We start from the raw sequence: 16856 nt of genomic DNA on the forward strand, positions 1-16856 counted from the left end.
TTTCTGCGTTCAGTTACAGAGTATCGTGAACTCACCTCACGTACGTCTGAATATGCAGACAAAGCCTCCATAGTGAGCGATCTCCATTATCAGGTGCTTGGGCCGTCTCGAGCTACGCCAGATAATCTTCAGTTACTTTTATGTGCCGCATGGTATTCGCGAAAGGCCTGGTGGATGTTCTGGCGCAGCTGTTCGTCGTCCCAGGGCTTGGTGAGGAACTTGTAGATGGCGCCCTGGTTGATCGCATCGGTAACCGATTTGAGGTCGGTGTAGCCCGACAGCACGATGCGGATGGTGTTCGGGTATAGGTCCTTGACCCGACTGAGGAACTCGGTGCCGCTCATCTCCGGCATGCGCTGGTCGGAGAGGATCACCTGCACATCGTGCTTGGCGAGCAGCTCGAAGGCGTCCTGGGCGCGGGTGGCCATGAGGATTTTGTAGCCGTCGCGGCGCAGCAGGCGGGCGAGGGCTCGCAGGATGTTCTCCTCATCGTCGAGCAGCAGCAGGGTCTGCGCCTGCTCCTGCTCCTGTTCCTTGCCGGCCGGCTGGCCCGGCTCCAGGGTCAGCATGCGTGCGCGCAGGAAGTCCTGCAGCTCGGCGAAGGGCATCGGCTTGGCGAAGTAGTAGCCCTGGAACTCGTCGCAGTGGCTCTTCTTCAGGAAGGCGAACTGTGGCTCGGTTTCCACCCCTTCGGCGATCACCTTCAGGCGCAGGTGGTGGGCCATGGAGATGATGCCCTGGGTGATCGCCGCGTCGTGGAGGTCGCTGATGATTTCCTGGACGAAGGTGCGGTCAATCTTGACCTTGTCGATGGGCAGGCGCTTGAGGTAGTTGAGGCTGGAGAAGCCGGTGCCGAAATCGTCGATGGCGATCTTCACGCCTAGGCGCTTGAGCTGGTGCAGGGTGTCGATGGCCCGCTCGGCATTGTTCAGCAGCACGGTTTCGGTGATTTCCAGCTCCAGCAGTTCGGCATCCAGGCCATGCTTGCTGAGCATGGCGCTGATGCCGGCGACGAAGTTGCTGCGCTGAAAGTGCACCGGCGAGATGTTCACCGCCACGCTTGGCCCGGTCATGCCCTGTTCGCACAGTTCTTTGATCTGCCGGCAGGCGGTGTCCAGCACCCACTGGCTGAGCTGGATGATCTGCCCGGTGTCTTCGGCGATGGGCACGAACAGCGCCGGCGAGATGAAGCCCCTGCTCGGGTGTTCCCAGCGCAGCAGGGCCTCGAGGCCGACCACCCGGCCGCTGCGGCCGTCGACCTGGGGTTGGTAGTAGAGGGTGAAATCCTGGTTCTCGATGGCTTTCTGCAATTCGTTGCGCAGCACCACCCGCTCACCGACACGCTGGTTGAGGTCGTTGGTGAACCACTGGTAGTTGTTGCGTCCTTCCTGCTTGGCCTTGTACATGGCCAGGTCGGCCTGTTGGATCAACTGCATGGGCTGTTCCAGCAGCCCGTCGCTGAGGGTGATGCCGATGCTCGCGGTGACGTGCAGGTCGATGCCCTCGACGCGGTAGGGCCGAGCGATGTCGGCCAGCAGGCGCTCGGCCACCTGCAGCACGTCCTCCTCGCGCGCCAGGTCCGGCAGCAGCACGATGAACTCGTCGCCGCCCATGCGCGCCACCGTGTCGCCGGGGCGCACCTGGGCGCTCAGGCGCAGGGCCACTTCGGTCAGGATCTGGTCGCCGAAGTGGTGGCCGATGGAGTCGTTGATCGGCTTGAAGCCGTCGAGGTCGATGAACATCACCGCCAGGCTGCGCTGGTAGCGCCGGGAAATCTGGCAGCCCTGGCGTAGGCGGTCTTCCAGCAGGGTGCGGTTGGGCAGGCCGGTGAGCACGTCGTGGCTGGCGTTGAAACTCAGCTCGTCCTGGTAGCGCATCTCCTCGCTGATGTCGTTCTGCACGCCGACGAAGTGGGTCAGTTCGCCGCGCTCGTTGAGCACCGGCGAGATGTACAGGTCGTTCCAGAACGGGCTGCCGTCCTTGCGGTAGTTACGCAGCACCACATGAGCTTCGCTGGATTGCCTCAGGCCATGGCGGATGACGTCCAGCGCGGCCTGGTCGCGCTCGCCGCTCTGCAGCATGCGGCAGTTGTGGCCGATGACCTCGTGCGCGCCGTAGCCGGTGATGCGTTCGAAGGCCGGGTTGACGTAGATGATCGGGTGGTCGAACTCCTGCGCGTCGACTATTACCACGCCGTTGTAGCTGGCTTCCAGGCTGCGCTTGAGCAGGCGCAGCTGCTTCTCCGATTCCTTGCGTTCGCCGATGTCGCGCAGCGACAGCAAGCGCACCTGCTGGCCTTCCCAGTCGGTCTCGGAGAGCTGGATTTCCACCTCCAGTTCGTCGCCGGCTGGCGTCTGTAGGCTCCACTCGAAGAGGTCTTCGCTGATGTGCGGCAGGTCGAAGCGCAGCTGCAGCAGCTGCGCCTGGCTGGCGTCGAACAGCTGCTCGGCGGCCGGGTTGGCGTAGCGCAGGGCGCCTTCGCCGTCGACCACCAGCAGGGCGTCGCGGGTATCGTCGAGCAGCTTGCGAAACGACTGTTCGCGCCGCGTGGCTTCCTCGCGCGCCCGGTGTTTCTCGGTGACGTCGATGGCCAGCACCAGGCAGCAGGGTTGCTCGTCGAACTCGAAATCATGCACCAGCACCTCGGCCATGACCTCGTGGCCGGCCTTGTGCCGGTAGCGCCATAGCCCGGCCTGCGGGTCGGCAACCGGCACGTCGCGCAGGTTGGAGTTGAAGTAGGCGAGGAAGCGTTGCTGTTCTTCGCTGCTGCGGACGTCCAGCATGCCCATCGACAGGAGCTCTTTCTGCGAGTAGCCGAAGAAGCGCACTGCGGCCAGGTTGACGGCGCGAAAACGCAGGTTTTCCTTGTTGAACACCCACATCGGCTCGGGATTGGACTCGAACAGCAGGCGGTAGCGCTGCTCGCTTTCCGCCAGACGCGCGATGGCTTGGCCGCGGCCGATGGCGTAGCGGATGCTGCGCAGCAACTGGGTGCTGTCGAAGTCGCCCTTGATCAGGTAGTCCGCCGCCCCCAGGGCGATGGCGCTGGCGTCCAGGCGCGCGTCGCCATGGCCGGTGAGGATGATGATCGGTCGGCTGGCGCCGGCCTGGTGCGCCTGCTCGATCAGCTCCAGGCCCGATTCGGCGCCGAGTCGATAGTCCACCAGGTAGAGGTCGTGCTCCTGGGCGAGGATACTGGTCAGGCCCTGTTGGTAATCGGCGCACCAGTCCAGTTGCAGCGGCGTATCCGTCGCCTGGCGCAGCAAGTCGCGGGTGATTACGAAGTCATCTTCGTCGTCGTCGATCAGCAGCAGGCGCCAGTGGTTTTCGGTGTGGGTCATACGGGCTTGCCATCCACGGGGAGTTCGACAATTTCCAGCCAATAGCGGCCGAGGGTCTTCACCACCTCGATCAGGCCGGTATAGGTCACGGGTTTGGTGATGAACGAATTGCTCCCCATGTCATAGCTGCGCAGGATGTCTTCCTCGGACGACGAGGTGGTCAGCACCACCACCGGGATGCCGCGTAGCAGCGCGTCGGATTTGATCGCGTGCAGGGCCTCGCGGCCGTCCATGCGCGGCATGTTGAGGTCGAGCAGGATCAGGCCGGGCAGCGGGTAGCGTTCATCGTCGTCGTAGGGTGCGCGCCGCTGCAAGTAGTCGAGCAGCGCCTCGCCGTCATGCACGAAGTGTAGCGGGTTGCCGATGCGGCACTCGGCGAACGCCTCCCGCGTCATCAGGCAGTCGTCCTGGTCGTCGTCGGCGATCAGGATATGTACGGGGTGCAGTGCGTTCATCGTGTGGGTCCGTCCATTGGCGGGAAGGTGATGCGAAAGGTGCTGCCGACGCCGGGGGCGCTGCTGGCGGTGATGCTGGCGCCGTGGCGCTCGACGATCTTCTTGACGATGGCCAGGCCGATGCCGGTGCCGGCGTAGGCTTCGCGGCCGTGCAGGCGCTGGAAGGGGTTGAAGATGCGGTCCAGGTACTTCTCGTCGAAGCCGATGCCGTTGTCGGCGATGCACAGCACCCAGGCGTCGCCACTCGGATGTTCGGCATAGATGCGGATCAGCGGCTGCTGCCCGGCTTGCCGGAATTTCAAGGCATTGCTCAGCAGGTTCTGCAGCACCCGGTGCAACTGGCTGGCGTCGCCCCGCACCGGCGGCAGCGGCTCACGCTGAACCTGCGCGCCGCTCTGTTCCAGGGCGGTTTCCAGGTCCTGCAGCACCTCGTCGAGCAACTGGTCGAGTTCTAGCCGCTGTAGCGGCTGGCCGCGGGTGTTGACCCGCGAGTAGTCGAGCAGGTCGATGATCAGCGCCTGCATGCGCGCCGCCGCCGAGCTCATGCGCTGCAGATAGTCGCGGCCTTCGTCGTCGAGGCTATCGCTGCGCTTGACGAGGCGCTCGGAGAAGGCCTGGATCTTGCGCAGCGGTTCCTGCAGGTCGTGCGAGGCGACGAAGGCGAATTCCTCCAGCTCTCGGTTGCTGCGCGCCAGTTCGAGCAGGGTGCGTTGCAGCTGCTCCTGGGTCGCGTGGCGTTCGCTGACGTTCTGAAAGTACACCGCCAGGCCCTCGTCGGAAGGGTAGGCATGCAGCTCGAACCAACCCTGCAAGGGCTCGTATAAGCTCTCGAAGTGGCAAGCCTGGTTGTCGTGTCGTGCCTGACGGTAGCGCTGGCCGATCTCGCTGTCGTAGGAGCCGGGGAGGGCGTTCCACAGCGTCTGCCCCAGGGTTGCCGCGGCCCTTATGTTCAGTTGCCGCTCGGCCTCGGGGTTGATGTAGGTGAAGCGCCAGTCGTTATCGAGGGTAAAGAAGGCGTCGCTGATGCTTTCCAGGGTGGTCGCCAGGCGTTCGGCCAGGCGTTGCGCCTGCTTCAGCGCCTGCTTGCGCTCGCTGATGTCCTGCAGGGCGCCGGAGATGCGCACGATCCGCCCGTGCTCGTCGCGCACCGCCTGGCCGGCCACCTGCACGTACAGATGCTTGCCGTGGGCGTCGAGCATCTCCACGTCGAGGTCGAAGCCGATGCCCTGCTCGATGCAGTCCTCGACCGCCTTGGTCACCCGCTCGCGATAGGCCGGCAGGTAGAGCTGCAGGCATTCGCTCAGGTCGGGCAGGGTGCCGACCGGGAACCCTAGCAGGCTGTGCATCTCCTCCGACCAGACCACCTGGCGGCTGGGCAGCTCGATCGACCAGCCGCCGAGTTTGGCGATGTGGCCGGCCAAGCTCAGCAGCAGGTTGTTCTGGCGTACCTGCTCGGCCACCATACGTTGCAGGCTGATGTCGCGGGCGGCACAGTAGATTACCTGGTCGTCGGCCAGTGCCACGCTGAGTTGCAGCCAGAGCTGCTGGCCCCTGGCGTCGTGCACGCGGATCTCCAGGTCCTTGACCACGGCGCCGCGCTGCAGCTGTTCGATGGCGTTCTCCACCAGGCGGCGATCCTCGGGATGGATCAGCTCCAGGTAAGGCTGGCCGATCAGCGTGCTCGCTGTATGCCGCAGGGTGCTGGCGAAGGCCGGGTTGACCTGGATGAACTGGCCTTGCTGGCCGATCATGCAGAACATTTCCAGCGACAGGTTGAAGAACTGGTTGCGTTCGCGCAGCGCCTGGTCGGCCTGACGCAGTGCGGTGATGTCGCGCAGTACGATGACCCAGCCGCCGTTGTCGGCGCCGCCACTCATCGGCCGGGCGTCGTAGAGCAGGGTGCGCGGGCGTTCGCCATGCAGGAGGAGTTCGCCGTGCACGGCCTCGTCGTCCGCCGTCGGCAGCGGCCATTGGCTGGGCTGCAGCGGCAGTACCTGGGCCAGCGGCTGGCCGCTGAGGTCCTGCTCGCCCTGCTGCAACAGCGCCTGGGCCGCTGGGTTGAGGAAGCTCAGGCGGCCCTGTGCATCCACCGCCAACAGGCCCTCGGCCATGCTGTCGGTGATCGCCGAGGTGAAATCCAGTTGCTGCTGCAAGCGCTGGTCGCCGGCCAGCACCTCATTGAACAGGCGGCTGTTTTCCAGCACCGACACGGCCATCTGGGCGAACTGCTGGGCAATCACCTGGTCGTCCTCTTCGAACTCCCCTTCGTATCTGTCCGACAGCTGCAACAGGCCGAGGTTGCGCCCGTCCTTGTCGATCAGCGGCACGGCCAGCCAGCCGCGCATCGGCAGGTGCTTCCCGGCATGCTCGCCGAAATCGCGCCAGCGCGGGTGGCGTTCCAGCTCGGCCTGACTCAGGCGCAGCGGCTGGTTGTCCTGGCAGATCAGAGTGCAGATACCGCTGCCGTCCGGGCGGGTCATGTAGTTGCGCCAGGCGGCATATTTATCTGATAGGGACACGCCGCTGATCGACTGGGCCCAGTCGTCGCCGCGGGGCAGGCTGATCACCGCCTGGTGTGCGCCGACGACCAGGCGCACCTGTTCCACCAGGTAGTCGATCAGTATCTGGTGGTCGAGCAGCTTGGCGCTGGCGATGGCCGCCGAACTCAGGCCGCGCAGCTGTTCGGCCTTGTGTTCGGCGTGTTCCAGGGCCTGCTGCAGGGCCGCGGTCATGTGCTCGCGTTCGCTGATGTCCTTGGCGATGGCGAAAATGCCGACGATCTGCCCGTCGACCATGATCGGCAGGTTGGTCATGTCCAGCGCCAGCTGCTGCCCGTCCGGGCCGAGAATATGGGTCTCGTAGCGTTGCGGGATGCCGGTGCAGGCGGCGGCGAAATGCTGCTCGGTGCGCGCGCGATCGGACTTGGCGATCATCCCGGAGAAGTGTTCGCCGACGATCAGTGCCTCGCCGATGCCGGTCAGTTGCACGCCGGCGCCGTTGAGGCTGAGAAAGCGGCCCTGCAGGTCGAGGGAGAACACCGGGTCCGGGTTGAAGGTGAACAGCGAGCGAAAACGCTGCTCGCTCTCCTGCAGGCGTTGGCGGTCGCGGCTGCGGGTGATGGCGATGGCTGCCAGCTGCGCGGCATTGGCCAGTTGCTGGATCTGCTCGTCGTCCGGCGCGCTGGGGCGGCGCTGGTAGATGGCGAAGGTGCCGAGCACCTTACCCTGGTGGGATATCAGCGGGAACGACCAGCAGGCCCTGAGCCCGTGCGGGCGGGCCAGTTCACGGTAGTCGCGCCACAGAGGGTCGCGTTCGATGTCCTCGACCACCACCAGTTGCTTACGGAAGGCGGCGGTGCCGCAACTGCCGGCGTTCGGGCCGATGGCGACGCCGTCGATGGCGCGATTGTAGGCCTCCGGCAGGCTGGGTGCGGCGCCAGTGTGCAGGTGCTGGCCGTTGTCGTCGAGCAGCAGCACCGAGCACAACGCCTCGGGCTGCTGGATTTCCACCATCTGGCAGATCGCCTCTAGCACTTCGCGCAGCGGGCGGTCGGTGGAAATCATGCTGAGGATGTCGCGCTGACTTTCAGCATAGGCCTCGTTCTGCACCAGCGCGGTGATGTCGTGGGCCACGGCGAACAGGGTCTGCTCCTCCGGCGACCAGTCGGCCGACCAGAGCACGTGCAGCACCTGGCCGTCGCGGTGGCGGTAGCGGTTGCGGAAGGTGCGGGTCGGCCGCCCGGACATGATGGCGGCGGCCTCCGCCTCGGTCGCTTGGCGGTCCTCGGGCAGCACCAGCTCCAGATAGCGGCGGCCGATCAGCTCTTCGGGCTTGTAGCCGAACAGCTTCTCGCAGGACGGGCTGATCTCGCGGAAGCGGCCTTCGCCGTCGACCGAGCAGAGCACGTCGAGGGTGAACTGCATGATGCGCTGGTTGAGCTTCTGCGCGCGCGTCTGCCCGGCCAGGCTGAACTGCAACTGGTCGTTGAGCTGCGCCAGGTGCTGCGAGCGTTCGTTGGCCAGCCAGGCCAGGCGCTGGCTGAGCATCAGCAGGAAGCTCAGAGTAAGGCCGAACAGCAATACCACGGTTGCCAGGAAGCGCGAGCTACCCAGAGCTTCCGCACTGGGAACATAGCTGTGCAGTACCCAGGTCTGGCCGTGGTGCAGCTGTACCAGGCGTTCGCTGATGGGGGTGTCGAATAAGGTCGCTCGACCTTGGTTCGAGTCGAAGAGCAGTGATTGTTCCTCGAATAACCTGACAGCCAGTCCTTCTGGCTTGCTATCAATCAGTGTTCTCAGGCTGCCGGTAATATTGACGCTGGCGACTACCAGCCAGGGCGGCTGTCCGGGGAGGTGCAGCGGGCTGGCGATCAGTGTGCCAAAAATCCCGTGTTCGTACCGCACCGCCTTGCTCATGTGGGGGCTATTATCCTCCAGCACATGTTGCAGCCAGCCTTGATGCTCAGGGTTGCGTAGGAAGCGTCCCAACCATGTGGAGTGCTCTACCTTGCGGGCATGCACCCAACGTGTCTGGAAACGCTCGTCAAGTACGGCCACCACCCCTAATTGTGGGAAGTCTCGTAGATAGCTGTTGGTTTCCTGCTGCCAGAAGCGCGGCGATGGCAACTGGCCGAGTATCTGCCAGCGTTCCGTCAGGCGCTGCATCAGGGCCAGGTGGTGTTCCAGTTCGCCGGTAGTCGCGTCCTGTGCTTTAGCGAGCAGCAGGTCGGCTTCGCGACCCAGGCTATCGATAGCCTGCGCACTCAGGAGGTACCAGGCGCTACTGGTCAGCAACGCACTGAGCATGCCAGCCGCTAGGGTGATCCGATCGAGCTGTCCACGCATCTCTGCTGGCAGCCTGCTCAGCAGCAATATGGCGATGCTCAATGTCAGGATGAAGAGGTTGGCGAGGTGAGAGGAGGAGTATTTGAAGCCAAGCCTGAGGGCCGGCCAGTTGTCTAGGCTTTCCGAGCTTTGCAGCCAGACTGCAAACATGATCCCCACCATACCGATCAGTCGAGCGGCCCGCCTGGACAGAGTCGAACCCAAGCACAGGCAGATTGTTGGGATGGCTACGAGCAAGATAAGAGCCAGGCCGCTGCGCATACGCAGGAAGCCGCTGAGCCATGATTGGCCATTGTCGGCACCGCCGGCCAGTTGGTTGTGTGCGAGGGTGTAAAGGGCGACACCTCCCAGGAGTGCGGAGAACAGAGCCAATAGTTGTGTGGCCTGGCGGGTGGCTGCCAGCAACAGGCTACCCATCAGCACTGCCATCAGCGCGCTATCTGGCAGTAGCACTACCTTATGTGGGGTGGGCTGTTCGATAGTGCTGAACCCCAACAGGCCGGCCACGCCCATGCCTATCAGGGCGAAGGCCAGCACGTGCAGGTAGGCTTCGGCGATCAGGTAGCGGGTCTTCATGCCTATTCCTGTAGGTTCTGCGGGCCGAGCAGGCGTAACACTTCTTCCACCGTGGTCAGGCCCTGGGCGATCTTCTCGCGGGCGTCGTCGAGCAGGGTGGTCATGCCCTGTTCGCGGGCGATCGCCTGCAGTTGCATGGCGCCGGCGCCCTGGGCGATGGCGTCGCGCAGGCGGTCGCTCATGGTCAGCACCTCGTGGATGCCGACGCGGCCCTTGTAGCCCTGGTGGCACTGGTTGCAGCCCTTGCCCTGGAAAAAGCGCATGCCGGGCTCGAGAAACTCCGCACCGAGGCTCTGCAGGCGCTCGCGTGGCGGCTGTACCGGCTCGCGGCACAGGCTGCAGATACGCCGCACCAGGCGCTGGGCGATGATCGCCTCCAGCGCCGAGGCCAGCACATAGGGCTTGAGGCCCAGGTCGAAGAGACGGGCGATGGTCGCCGCCGCCGAGTTGGTGTGCAGGGTGGAGAACACCAGGTGGCCGGTCAGCGCGGCGTGGAAGGCCACCTCAGCAGTTTCGCCGTCGCGGATTTCGCCGAGCAGGATCACGTCCGGGTCTTGGCGCAGGATGGCGCGCAGCACGCTGGCGAAGTTCAGGCCGATACGCTCGCGCACCGGCACCTGGCCGGCCAGGTCGACGTGGAATTCCACCGGGTCCTCGATAGTGACGTAGTTCTTCTCCGGCGAGGCCTCGTGCTGCAGCAGGGCGAACAGGGTAGTGGTCTTGCCGCTGCCGGTGGGACCGGTAGCGAGGATGATGCCCTGCGGCTTGCCCACCACATGCAGCAGGCGTCGCAGGTTGTGCGGCGACAGGCCGAGGTCTTCCAGCGACTGCGCCGCCGACTGGCGTTCGAGCACGCGCATCACCACCTTCTCGCCGTTGATGGTAGGCAGGGTGGAGATGCGCAGGTCGACGATGCGCATCGGCGTCTTCACCGTGATGCGACCGTCCTGCGGGCGGCGCCGTTCGGTGATGTCCAGCTCGGCCATAACCTTGATCCGCGACACCAGCGACATCAGCAGCGCGCTGGGAATCTGGATCGTGTCCTGCAGTACGCCGTCGATGCGGTAGCGCACCACCACGTGCTTGGTGCGCGGGTGAATGTGGATGTCGCTGGCGCCCAGGCGCAGCGCTTCGATTATCACCGCGTTGACCAGGCGAATGGCCGGCGGGTCTTCCGAGCTGCCGAGCAGCTGTTCGAGGCTCTCGCTGCCGCTGTCGTCGTCGAGGACGATCTCGATGCCTTCGTAGGGGTCGCTGCTGCCCACCACGGTGGTCAGGTCGTCCAGCTGGTTGCCGGGGGCGCCGAACAGTTCGTGCAGCTGGTTCTGCAGCTGGTCCAGGCGACACAGCAGCGGGTGGATGCTCAGTCCGGTCATGAAGCCCAGTTCGTCGATCAGGCCCTGGTCCAGCGGGTCGGCCATGGCCAGGCGCAGGCGCTTGTCCACCACGCGCAGCGGCAGCACCAGCTGGCGGGTGCAGATGGCCTGCGGCACCAGAGCCAGCAGCGGGGCGTCGACCTGGAACTCGCGCAGGTCGACTTCTTCGAACATCAGGTCCTTGCGCAGCAGTTCGTAGACCTTCTCGCCGTCCAGCCATTCGTGCTGCATCAGCTGGCGCAGCACCGGGGTCTTGTGGGTCTGCATCTCCTTGTGCAGCAGCTGGATCTGCTGGGCGTTGAGCAGGCCCTTCTTGTGCAGGACTATGGCCAGCTGGCTGCGGTTGGTGACGCTGAGCTTGGCCAGGGTCTCCAGGTCGCGGTGCTGCTTCTGGTTCTCCTGCTCCAGGCTGCGGTTGCGCTGCTGCAGGCTGTACTGCTCCAGGGCCAGGGCGATGGTCAGGCGCAGGTCGTCGTCGTTCCACGGCTTGAGGATGAAGCGGTACACCGCGCCGCCCTTGATCGAGCCCATCACCGCTTCGGTGTTGGCATGCCCGGTGAGCATGATGCGGATGGTCTCGGGCCAGCGCTCGCGTACCTGGGCGAGCAGCTCGCTGCCGTTCATCTGTGGCATCATGAAGTCGCTGATGATCAGGTGCACCGGCTGGTTGGCGAGGATTTTCAGGGCCTCGACGCCATTGCGGGCGAAGTGCAGCTCGTAATTCTCGCGCTGGAACACCCGACGCAGCGCGGCGAGGATGCCCGGTTCGTCGTCCACCAGCAGCAGCCGATAGGGCGCTGCCGGCCCCTGCTCCGGCGGCTCGGCGCTCGGCTCCTGGCCGACGAACAGCGATGAATAGCGTTTGCCCACGGCGACTCCTCAAAGGCTCAGAAAACGCAGGGTGACCCGGGTGCCGGCGCCAGGCTTGCTGCGCACCAGGATCTCGCCCTGGTGCGCGGCCATGATGTCGCGCGCCACGGTCAGACCCAGGCCGGTGCCCGAACCGACCGGGCGCGTGGTGAAGAAGGGGTCGAACAGGCGCGCCTGGTCTTCGGCGGCAATGCCGCAGCCATTGTCTTCCACCAGCACCTCCGCCGCGCCCTTTTCGCCCAGGCGGCTGGTGACGCGGATGCGCCCCTGCCCGGCAATGGCCTTGGCGGCGTTGTCCAGCACGTTGTACAGCGCCTGGGAAATCTTCGCCGGGTAGCCGGCCAGCTCGGGCAGTTCGGCCAGCTTCAGTTCTATGTCGAGCGCCTGGCTGCTCTCGGCCTGCAGCAGGTGACAGGTGCTTGCGATCAGGGCATTGAGGTCGCAGGGGACGAAATCGTCCTGGTCGATATTGGCGAAGGTCTTGAGGTCGGCGACGATGGCGGCGATGCGCTGGGTACCAGCTTCCGACTCCTGCAGCAGGGCGCGGAAATCCTCGAGGATCAGCCCGGTGGCGTGCTCGCCGGGCAGCTTTTCGCCGAGTTCGCCGAGGTAGTCGCCGGCCACCCGCAGGTTGCTGGCGATGAAGCCTATGGGGTTGTTGATCTCGTGGGCGACGCCGGCGGCGAGCTGGCCGACGGCGCGCAGCCGGGCGCTTTCGTAGAGCTGTTGCTGGGTCTGTTCGATGACCTTGACCTGCTCCTCGACGCGTCGTTGCAGCTGCGCGGAGAGCGCCTTGTAGCGTGTCTCGGAGGCCTGCAGGGCGGCATGCTGGCGCTGCAACTCGGCGAAGCTGGCTTCGCTGGCATCGTGGTGCAGGTTGGCGGCCAGGCGGTACTTGCCGACGTAGAACAGCACGAACTCCAGCAGGCGCGCGGCGGCCGCCTGCAGTTGCGGCTGGGTTGGGCAGCTGAGCCAGCCGAGGGTTTCCAGGTTGAACTCCACCGCCTCGGCGCCGGGCCTGGATTGTTCGTCCAGTTGCAGGGCGTGACCGCTCAGCGCCTGCAGCAGGTGCAGCAGTTGCTGCTGGCGCTCGTCCGGTAGCAGTTCGGCCAGGCGCGGATCGTCTTCGAAGCTACGCATTGGCATCCCCCTGCGCCGCGCTGAGCAGGCGCACGAAGCTGGTCGCGTCGATGCCCTCGGTCTCGGCCAGGCGGTATTCGCGGTCGAGCTGCGGGTAGAGGCGGACGAGCAATTGGCGGAAGCTCTCGACCACACCCTGGCCGTGGAGCGCCGAGGCCATGCTCAGCGGCGCCCACGGCGTCTGCGCCCAGCGCGCCTGTAGCTCGGCCTCGGCCACCGCGTCGGCCACGTCGCGCTTGTTGAACTGCACCACCAGCGGCAGCTGTTCGATGTCCATGCCCAGCTTCTGCAGGTTGTCGGCCAGGTTGTCGAAGGCGTTGGCGTTGTTGTCCTGCTGCGCCGGCTGCGAGTCGGCGACGAAGATTACCCCGTCGGCGCGTGACAGCACGGCCTTGCGCGTGCTGTCGTGCTGCACCTGGCCGGGCACGGTGTAGAGCTTCAGGCGGAGGTCAAGGCCGGCGGCGCCGCGCAGGCCAATGGGCAGCACGTCGAAGAACAGGGTGCGGTCGTCGCGGGTCTCCAGCACCATTAGCTCGCCCTTGCGCTGCGGCCGCAGCAGGGTGTGCAGCTGCATCAGGTTGGTGGTCTTGCCGCTCAGCGCCGGGCCGTAATAGACCACCTTGAGGCTGAGCTTGCGCAAGTGCGGCTGGTAGTCAGCCATGGCCCGGCTCGTCGCCGTCGAGCAGCACGGCGCCCTGTTCGTCGCGGCGCACGCGGGTGATGCCCGGGTGCTCGGCCTCGAGGCGGCGCAGCTCCTGTTCCTGGCGCTGCAGTGTGCTCTGCTGGCTGCGCACCTGAGCCAGCAGGCGCTGGTTCTCGTCGCGCAGCAGGTAGAGGTCGATGGCCGCCTTCAGCGCGGTCTCGATCTCGTAGTCCTCCCAGGGCTTGGACAGGAAGCGGTAGATCTCCGCGCGGTTGATCGCCTGCATCATCGACTGCCGGTCGCCATGGGCGCTGAGCACCATGCGCATGGCGTTGGGCTGGCGCTGCTTGGCGAACTGCAGGTAGGTGATGCCGTCCAGGTTGGGCATCTTGTAGTCGGACACGATCACCGCGTAGTCGTGCTCGGTGAGGGCCTGCAGGGCCTGCTGGCCGTCGCTGAAGGCGTGCACCTCCCAGCGATGCGGACGCAGCACCCGCTGCAGCGCGCTGAGGATGTGCGGTTCGTCGTCCACCAGTTGGATCTTGATCATCACCCGTCTCCCGGTTGAGCCCCGTCGGGCTTGCGCACGAACAGGGTGTAGCGCCCCCCTTCGGAGGCCTCGAAGGCGATCAGTTTGTCGATCAGCGCCCGCGTCAGCGGCTTGCCCGCGTTGAGCAGGAGCATGCCGTTTTCGGCGTGCAGGTTGCGCGCCAGCAGCATGCCCGGCTCCAGGCGCCGGGTGTCCACCGCGAGGATGCTGGCGTCGGCCAGCACCAGATCCGGCGCCAGGCTGGTGCACAGGTCGATGAAGGCGTCGCACAGCTCGGGGTCGTAGAGGCGCCCGGCGTATTTCTTGATCAGCAGCAGCGCTTCGTCGCGGTTGAGTCGGCGCTCCAGCACCAGGCCGCGCTGCAGCTCGATGAAGTCCACCGCCAGCTTGAGCAGGCGCGCGCCGAAGGGAATGGCGACGCCTTCCAGGCGGTCGGGAAAGCCGTTGCCGTCCCAGCGCTCCTGGTGGTGGCGGATCAGGCGGCCGGCGTCCTGCACCGGCTCCAGGGTCATCAGCAGGCTTTCGCCGACCACCGGGTACTGGCGGTAGCGCGCGCGCTCCTCCTTGTACAGGGTATCGGAGGGGCGGCCGAGCAGCTGGTCGTCCCAGGTCAGCTTACCGATGTTGTACAGCGCGGCGGCCATGGCCAGGTCGTTGCTGCTGCGCTCGTCGAGCCGGTGGTGCTCGGCGTAGGCCTTGACCAGGGCGATCACTTGGGTGTTGGTCTGGCGCTCCTTGCTCAGGCGCTGGCCCACCAGGTTGGCGAACACCTCGGTGGCGGTGACGTAGCTCTTGCGCAGCTCGGCATAGGCCAGGTCGAGCATGTCGGCGGTCTGCTCCAGCTCGGCGGTGCGGTCGCGCACGCGCTGTTCGAGGCTGGCGTTGAGTTCCTGCAGGCGCTCGTTCTGTTCGCGGGTAAGGGCCTCCAGGCGCAGGCGCTCGCGCTCGGAATGCTGGAAGGCCAGTGTCTGGCGGATGATCAGGCGCAGCTCGTCGTCGTCCCAGGGCTTGCTGATGTAGCGGTAGATCTGCCCCTCGTTGATCGCCTTGACCGTGGTGGTGATGTCCGCGTAGCCAGTGAGCAGGATGCGCAGACACTGCGGCCAGCGTTGCTGCACCTCGGCCAGCAGCGTGGCGCCGTCCATGCCGGGCATGCGCGCGTCGGAGATCACCAGGTCCACCGGCTGCTGCTCGAGCAGGGCCAGTGCCGCCTCGCCGCTGCCGGCGGTGAGCAGGCGATAGGGTTCGTTGCGCAGCACGCGGCGCAGGCTGTTGAGGATATTGTCCTCGTCGTCCACCAACAGCAGGGTGGCGAGCGAGGCGGGCATGGCGCTGGTCATGCTGGCGGTGCGTCCTGTTGCGGCACGGGGGCGGGCTGGCGCATGGGTAGCCAGACCCGGAAGCGTGTGCCGAGTCCCGGTGTGCTGTCGACCTCGATGCGGCCGTTGTGTTTCTGCACGATGCTGTAAGACAGCGCCAGACCCAGCCCCGTGCCTTTGCCCACCGGCTTGGTGGTGAAGAAGGGCTCGAAAATGCGGTTCAGGGTCTTGGCGTCGATACCCTTGCCGGTGTCCTCCACCTCGATCCAGGCCCAGCCGTCGCCGCCGCCGGTGCGCAGGGTGATGCGACCGAACTGCTCGATGGCGTGGGCAGCGTTAACCAGCAGGTTCATCACCACCTGGTTGATCTGCGAGGGGATGCACTCCACCTCCGCCAGCACGCCATACTCCTTGATCACTTCGGCCTTGTACTTGAGCTCGTTGTTGACCACGTTGAGCGTGGTGTCGAGGCCGCGGTGGAGGTCGGCGGGGCGGAACTCCTCCTCCTCGATATGGGAGAAGTCCTTGAGCGCGCTGATAATCCGCTTGACCCGGTCGATGCCGTCTTCCGACTCGTTGACCAGGGCTTCGACGTCACCGCGGATGTAGTCGTACTCCAGGTTGCGCTTGAGCTGGCGCAGCTCGTCCAGATCGGCGGCGCTGTCCACCGCATCGGCGATCTTCAGCAGGTCGCGGACGTAGCCGTCGAGGGTCTTGAGGTTGGAGAACACGTAGCCGATGGGGTTGTTGATCTCGTGTGCCACCCCGGCGGCCAGCTGGCCGATGGCCGCCAGTTTCTCCGACTGCAGCAACTGGCTGTTGGCGGTTTCCAGCTTGCGCAGCAGTTGTTCCTGTTCGCTCTGCTTGCGGCTGAGCGCGTTCAATGCTGCCTCCAGGTGCTCGCTGGTCTTGGCGATGGCGCTGGTGTCGTACATCACCAGGCCGAAATGGCGTTCGCCGTTCGCCGCCTCGAAGGGAAAGAATAGGGTGCTCTGCAGTTGTCGTTCGTGTTCTTCGCAGTCGCCGCTGAGCTTGACCAGTGGCAGGTTGTCCAGCCAGTGGCTGTAGACGTGCTTGGCGCGCTCACGGGCCAGTTCGACCACCTTGACGAAGTGCTCGCCGTTGGCTTCGGGGAAGACCTCGACGAAGTCGCGGCCCTGCGCCTGTGGCAGGTTCTTGCCGCTACGCTGACTGATGAAGCTGTTCCAGTGACGGATGCGCAGCTGGTCGTCCAGCACGATGATGCCCAGGTCGATCTGGTCGATAAAGGCATCGAGGAGGTTGACTGGATAGCTGTCCATTTCCTGCTCCAGTAGCGAGGAGTTAACGTGGGACACTCGAACGCTGGCGCGCTATTTTTATGGCGTCATAATGCCGGCTTTGATGGCGAAAGGCTAGCCAGGGCCGTCCCAGGCACACCAGGAGGTTAGACCATGGCAATGGATACCGAGCGACTGACCGTGCGTTATCGGTTGGCGTTTGCTGGACAGGCGGCGCTGGAGCTGCAGGTTCGCCTGGGCGAGGCGTGTGCCCCGACGCAGAGCGCTCCAGAGTGGACGCGCCTGGGCTTCCAGCAATGCCCGCATTGCCCGCTCAAGACAGAGACTCAGCGCGACTGCCCTTTCGCCCTGGCGTTGCAGCAGCCGGTGCGCCTACTGGCCGGGCACGCCTCGTTCGAGGCGGTCGAGGTGCAGGTGCAGCACCGCGGTCGCGAGATGCGTCAGCACACCACCCTGCAGCGC

The 16856-nt window shown here is 65.3% G+C and carries 10 protein-coding genes; 1 reads left to right on the forward strand and 9 read right to left on the reverse strand.

Annotated elements, in window-relative coordinates; genetic code table 11:
• Window positions 1–128: 128 nt before the first annotated feature.
• The 9 genes from ACW9UL_RS11075 to ACW9UL_RS11115 are packed head-to-tail and all read right to left on the reverse strand — an operon-like array spanning window position 129 to window position 16415.
• Window positions 129–3341 carry an EAL domain-containing protein gene (locus ACW9UL_RS11075; protein WP_457790835.1) on the reverse strand — a complete coding sequence of 1071 codons (3213 nt, stop codon included), beginning with the start codon at window positions 3339–3341 and terminating at the stop codon, window positions 129–131.
• Complete coding sequence (locus ACW9UL_RS11080; protein WP_457790837.1) at window positions 3338–3796, reverse strand: response regulator; 459 nt, start codon at window positions 3794–3796, stop codon at window positions 3338–3340. Before ACW9UL_RS11080 ends, ACW9UL_RS11075 begins: the two co-directional genes overlap by 4 nt.
• Complete coding sequence (locus ACW9UL_RS11085) at window positions 3793–9216, reverse strand: PAS domain S-box protein (RefSeq protein WP_457790839.1); 5424 nt, start codon at window positions 9214–9216, stop codon at window positions 3793–3795. Before ACW9UL_RS11085 ends, ACW9UL_RS11080 begins: the two co-directional genes overlap by 4 nt.
• A gap of 2 nt (window positions 9217–9218) precedes the next feature.
• Window positions 9219–11462, reverse strand: coding sequence for an ATPase, T2SS/T4P/T4SS family (locus ACW9UL_RS11090; protein WP_457790841.1), 2244 nt, complete (start codon window positions 11460–11462; stop codon window positions 9219–9221).
• Window positions 11463–11471: 9 nt separating this feature from the next.
• The gene (locus ACW9UL_RS11095) at window positions 11472–12602 is read right to left on the reverse strand and encodes a sensor histidine kinase (protein WP_457790843.1); all 1131 of its coding nucleotides are present in this window, start codon (window positions 12600–12602) and stop codon (window positions 11472–11474) included.
• Window positions 12595–13263: a GTP-binding protein gene (locus ACW9UL_RS11100; RefSeq protein ID WP_457790845.1), complete on the reverse strand. Its 669-nt coding sequence runs from the start codon at window positions 13261–13263 to the stop codon at window positions 12595–12597. Before ACW9UL_RS11100 ends, ACW9UL_RS11095 begins: the two co-directional genes overlap by 8 nt.
• On the reverse strand, window positions 13256–13795 hold the full coding sequence (locus ACW9UL_RS11105) for a response regulator (RefSeq protein ID WP_457790847.1): 540 nt from the start codon (window positions 13793–13795) through the stop codon (window positions 13256–13258). Before ACW9UL_RS11105 ends, ACW9UL_RS11100 begins: the two co-directional genes overlap by 8 nt.
• A complete protein-coding gene (gene nosR, locus ACW9UL_RS11110) occupies window positions 13795–15123 on the reverse strand; it encodes a response regulator c-di-GMP phosphodiesterase, NosR family (protein WP_457790848.1) in 1329 nt (442 codons plus the stop codon). The genes ACW9UL_RS11105 and nosR overlap by 1 nt, the downstream gene beginning before the upstream one ends.
• An 8-nt stretch (window positions 15124–15131) precedes the next feature.
• Window positions 15132–16415, reverse strand: coding sequence for an ATP-binding protein (locus ACW9UL_RS11115; protein WP_457790850.1), 1284 nt, complete (start codon window positions 16413–16415; stop codon window positions 15132–15134).
• Between the two features lie 132 nt (window positions 16416–16547).
• Between ACW9UL_RS11115 and ACW9UL_RS11120 the strand changes: the two genes are divergently transcribed.
• Window positions 16548–16856 (forward strand): DUF6901 family protein (locus ACW9UL_RS11120; RefSeq protein ID WP_457790852.1); only part of this gene is annotated, 309 nt, incomplete at its 3' end.

The sequence above is a fragment of the Pseudomonas sp. PL-6 genome, assembly GCF_054110165.1.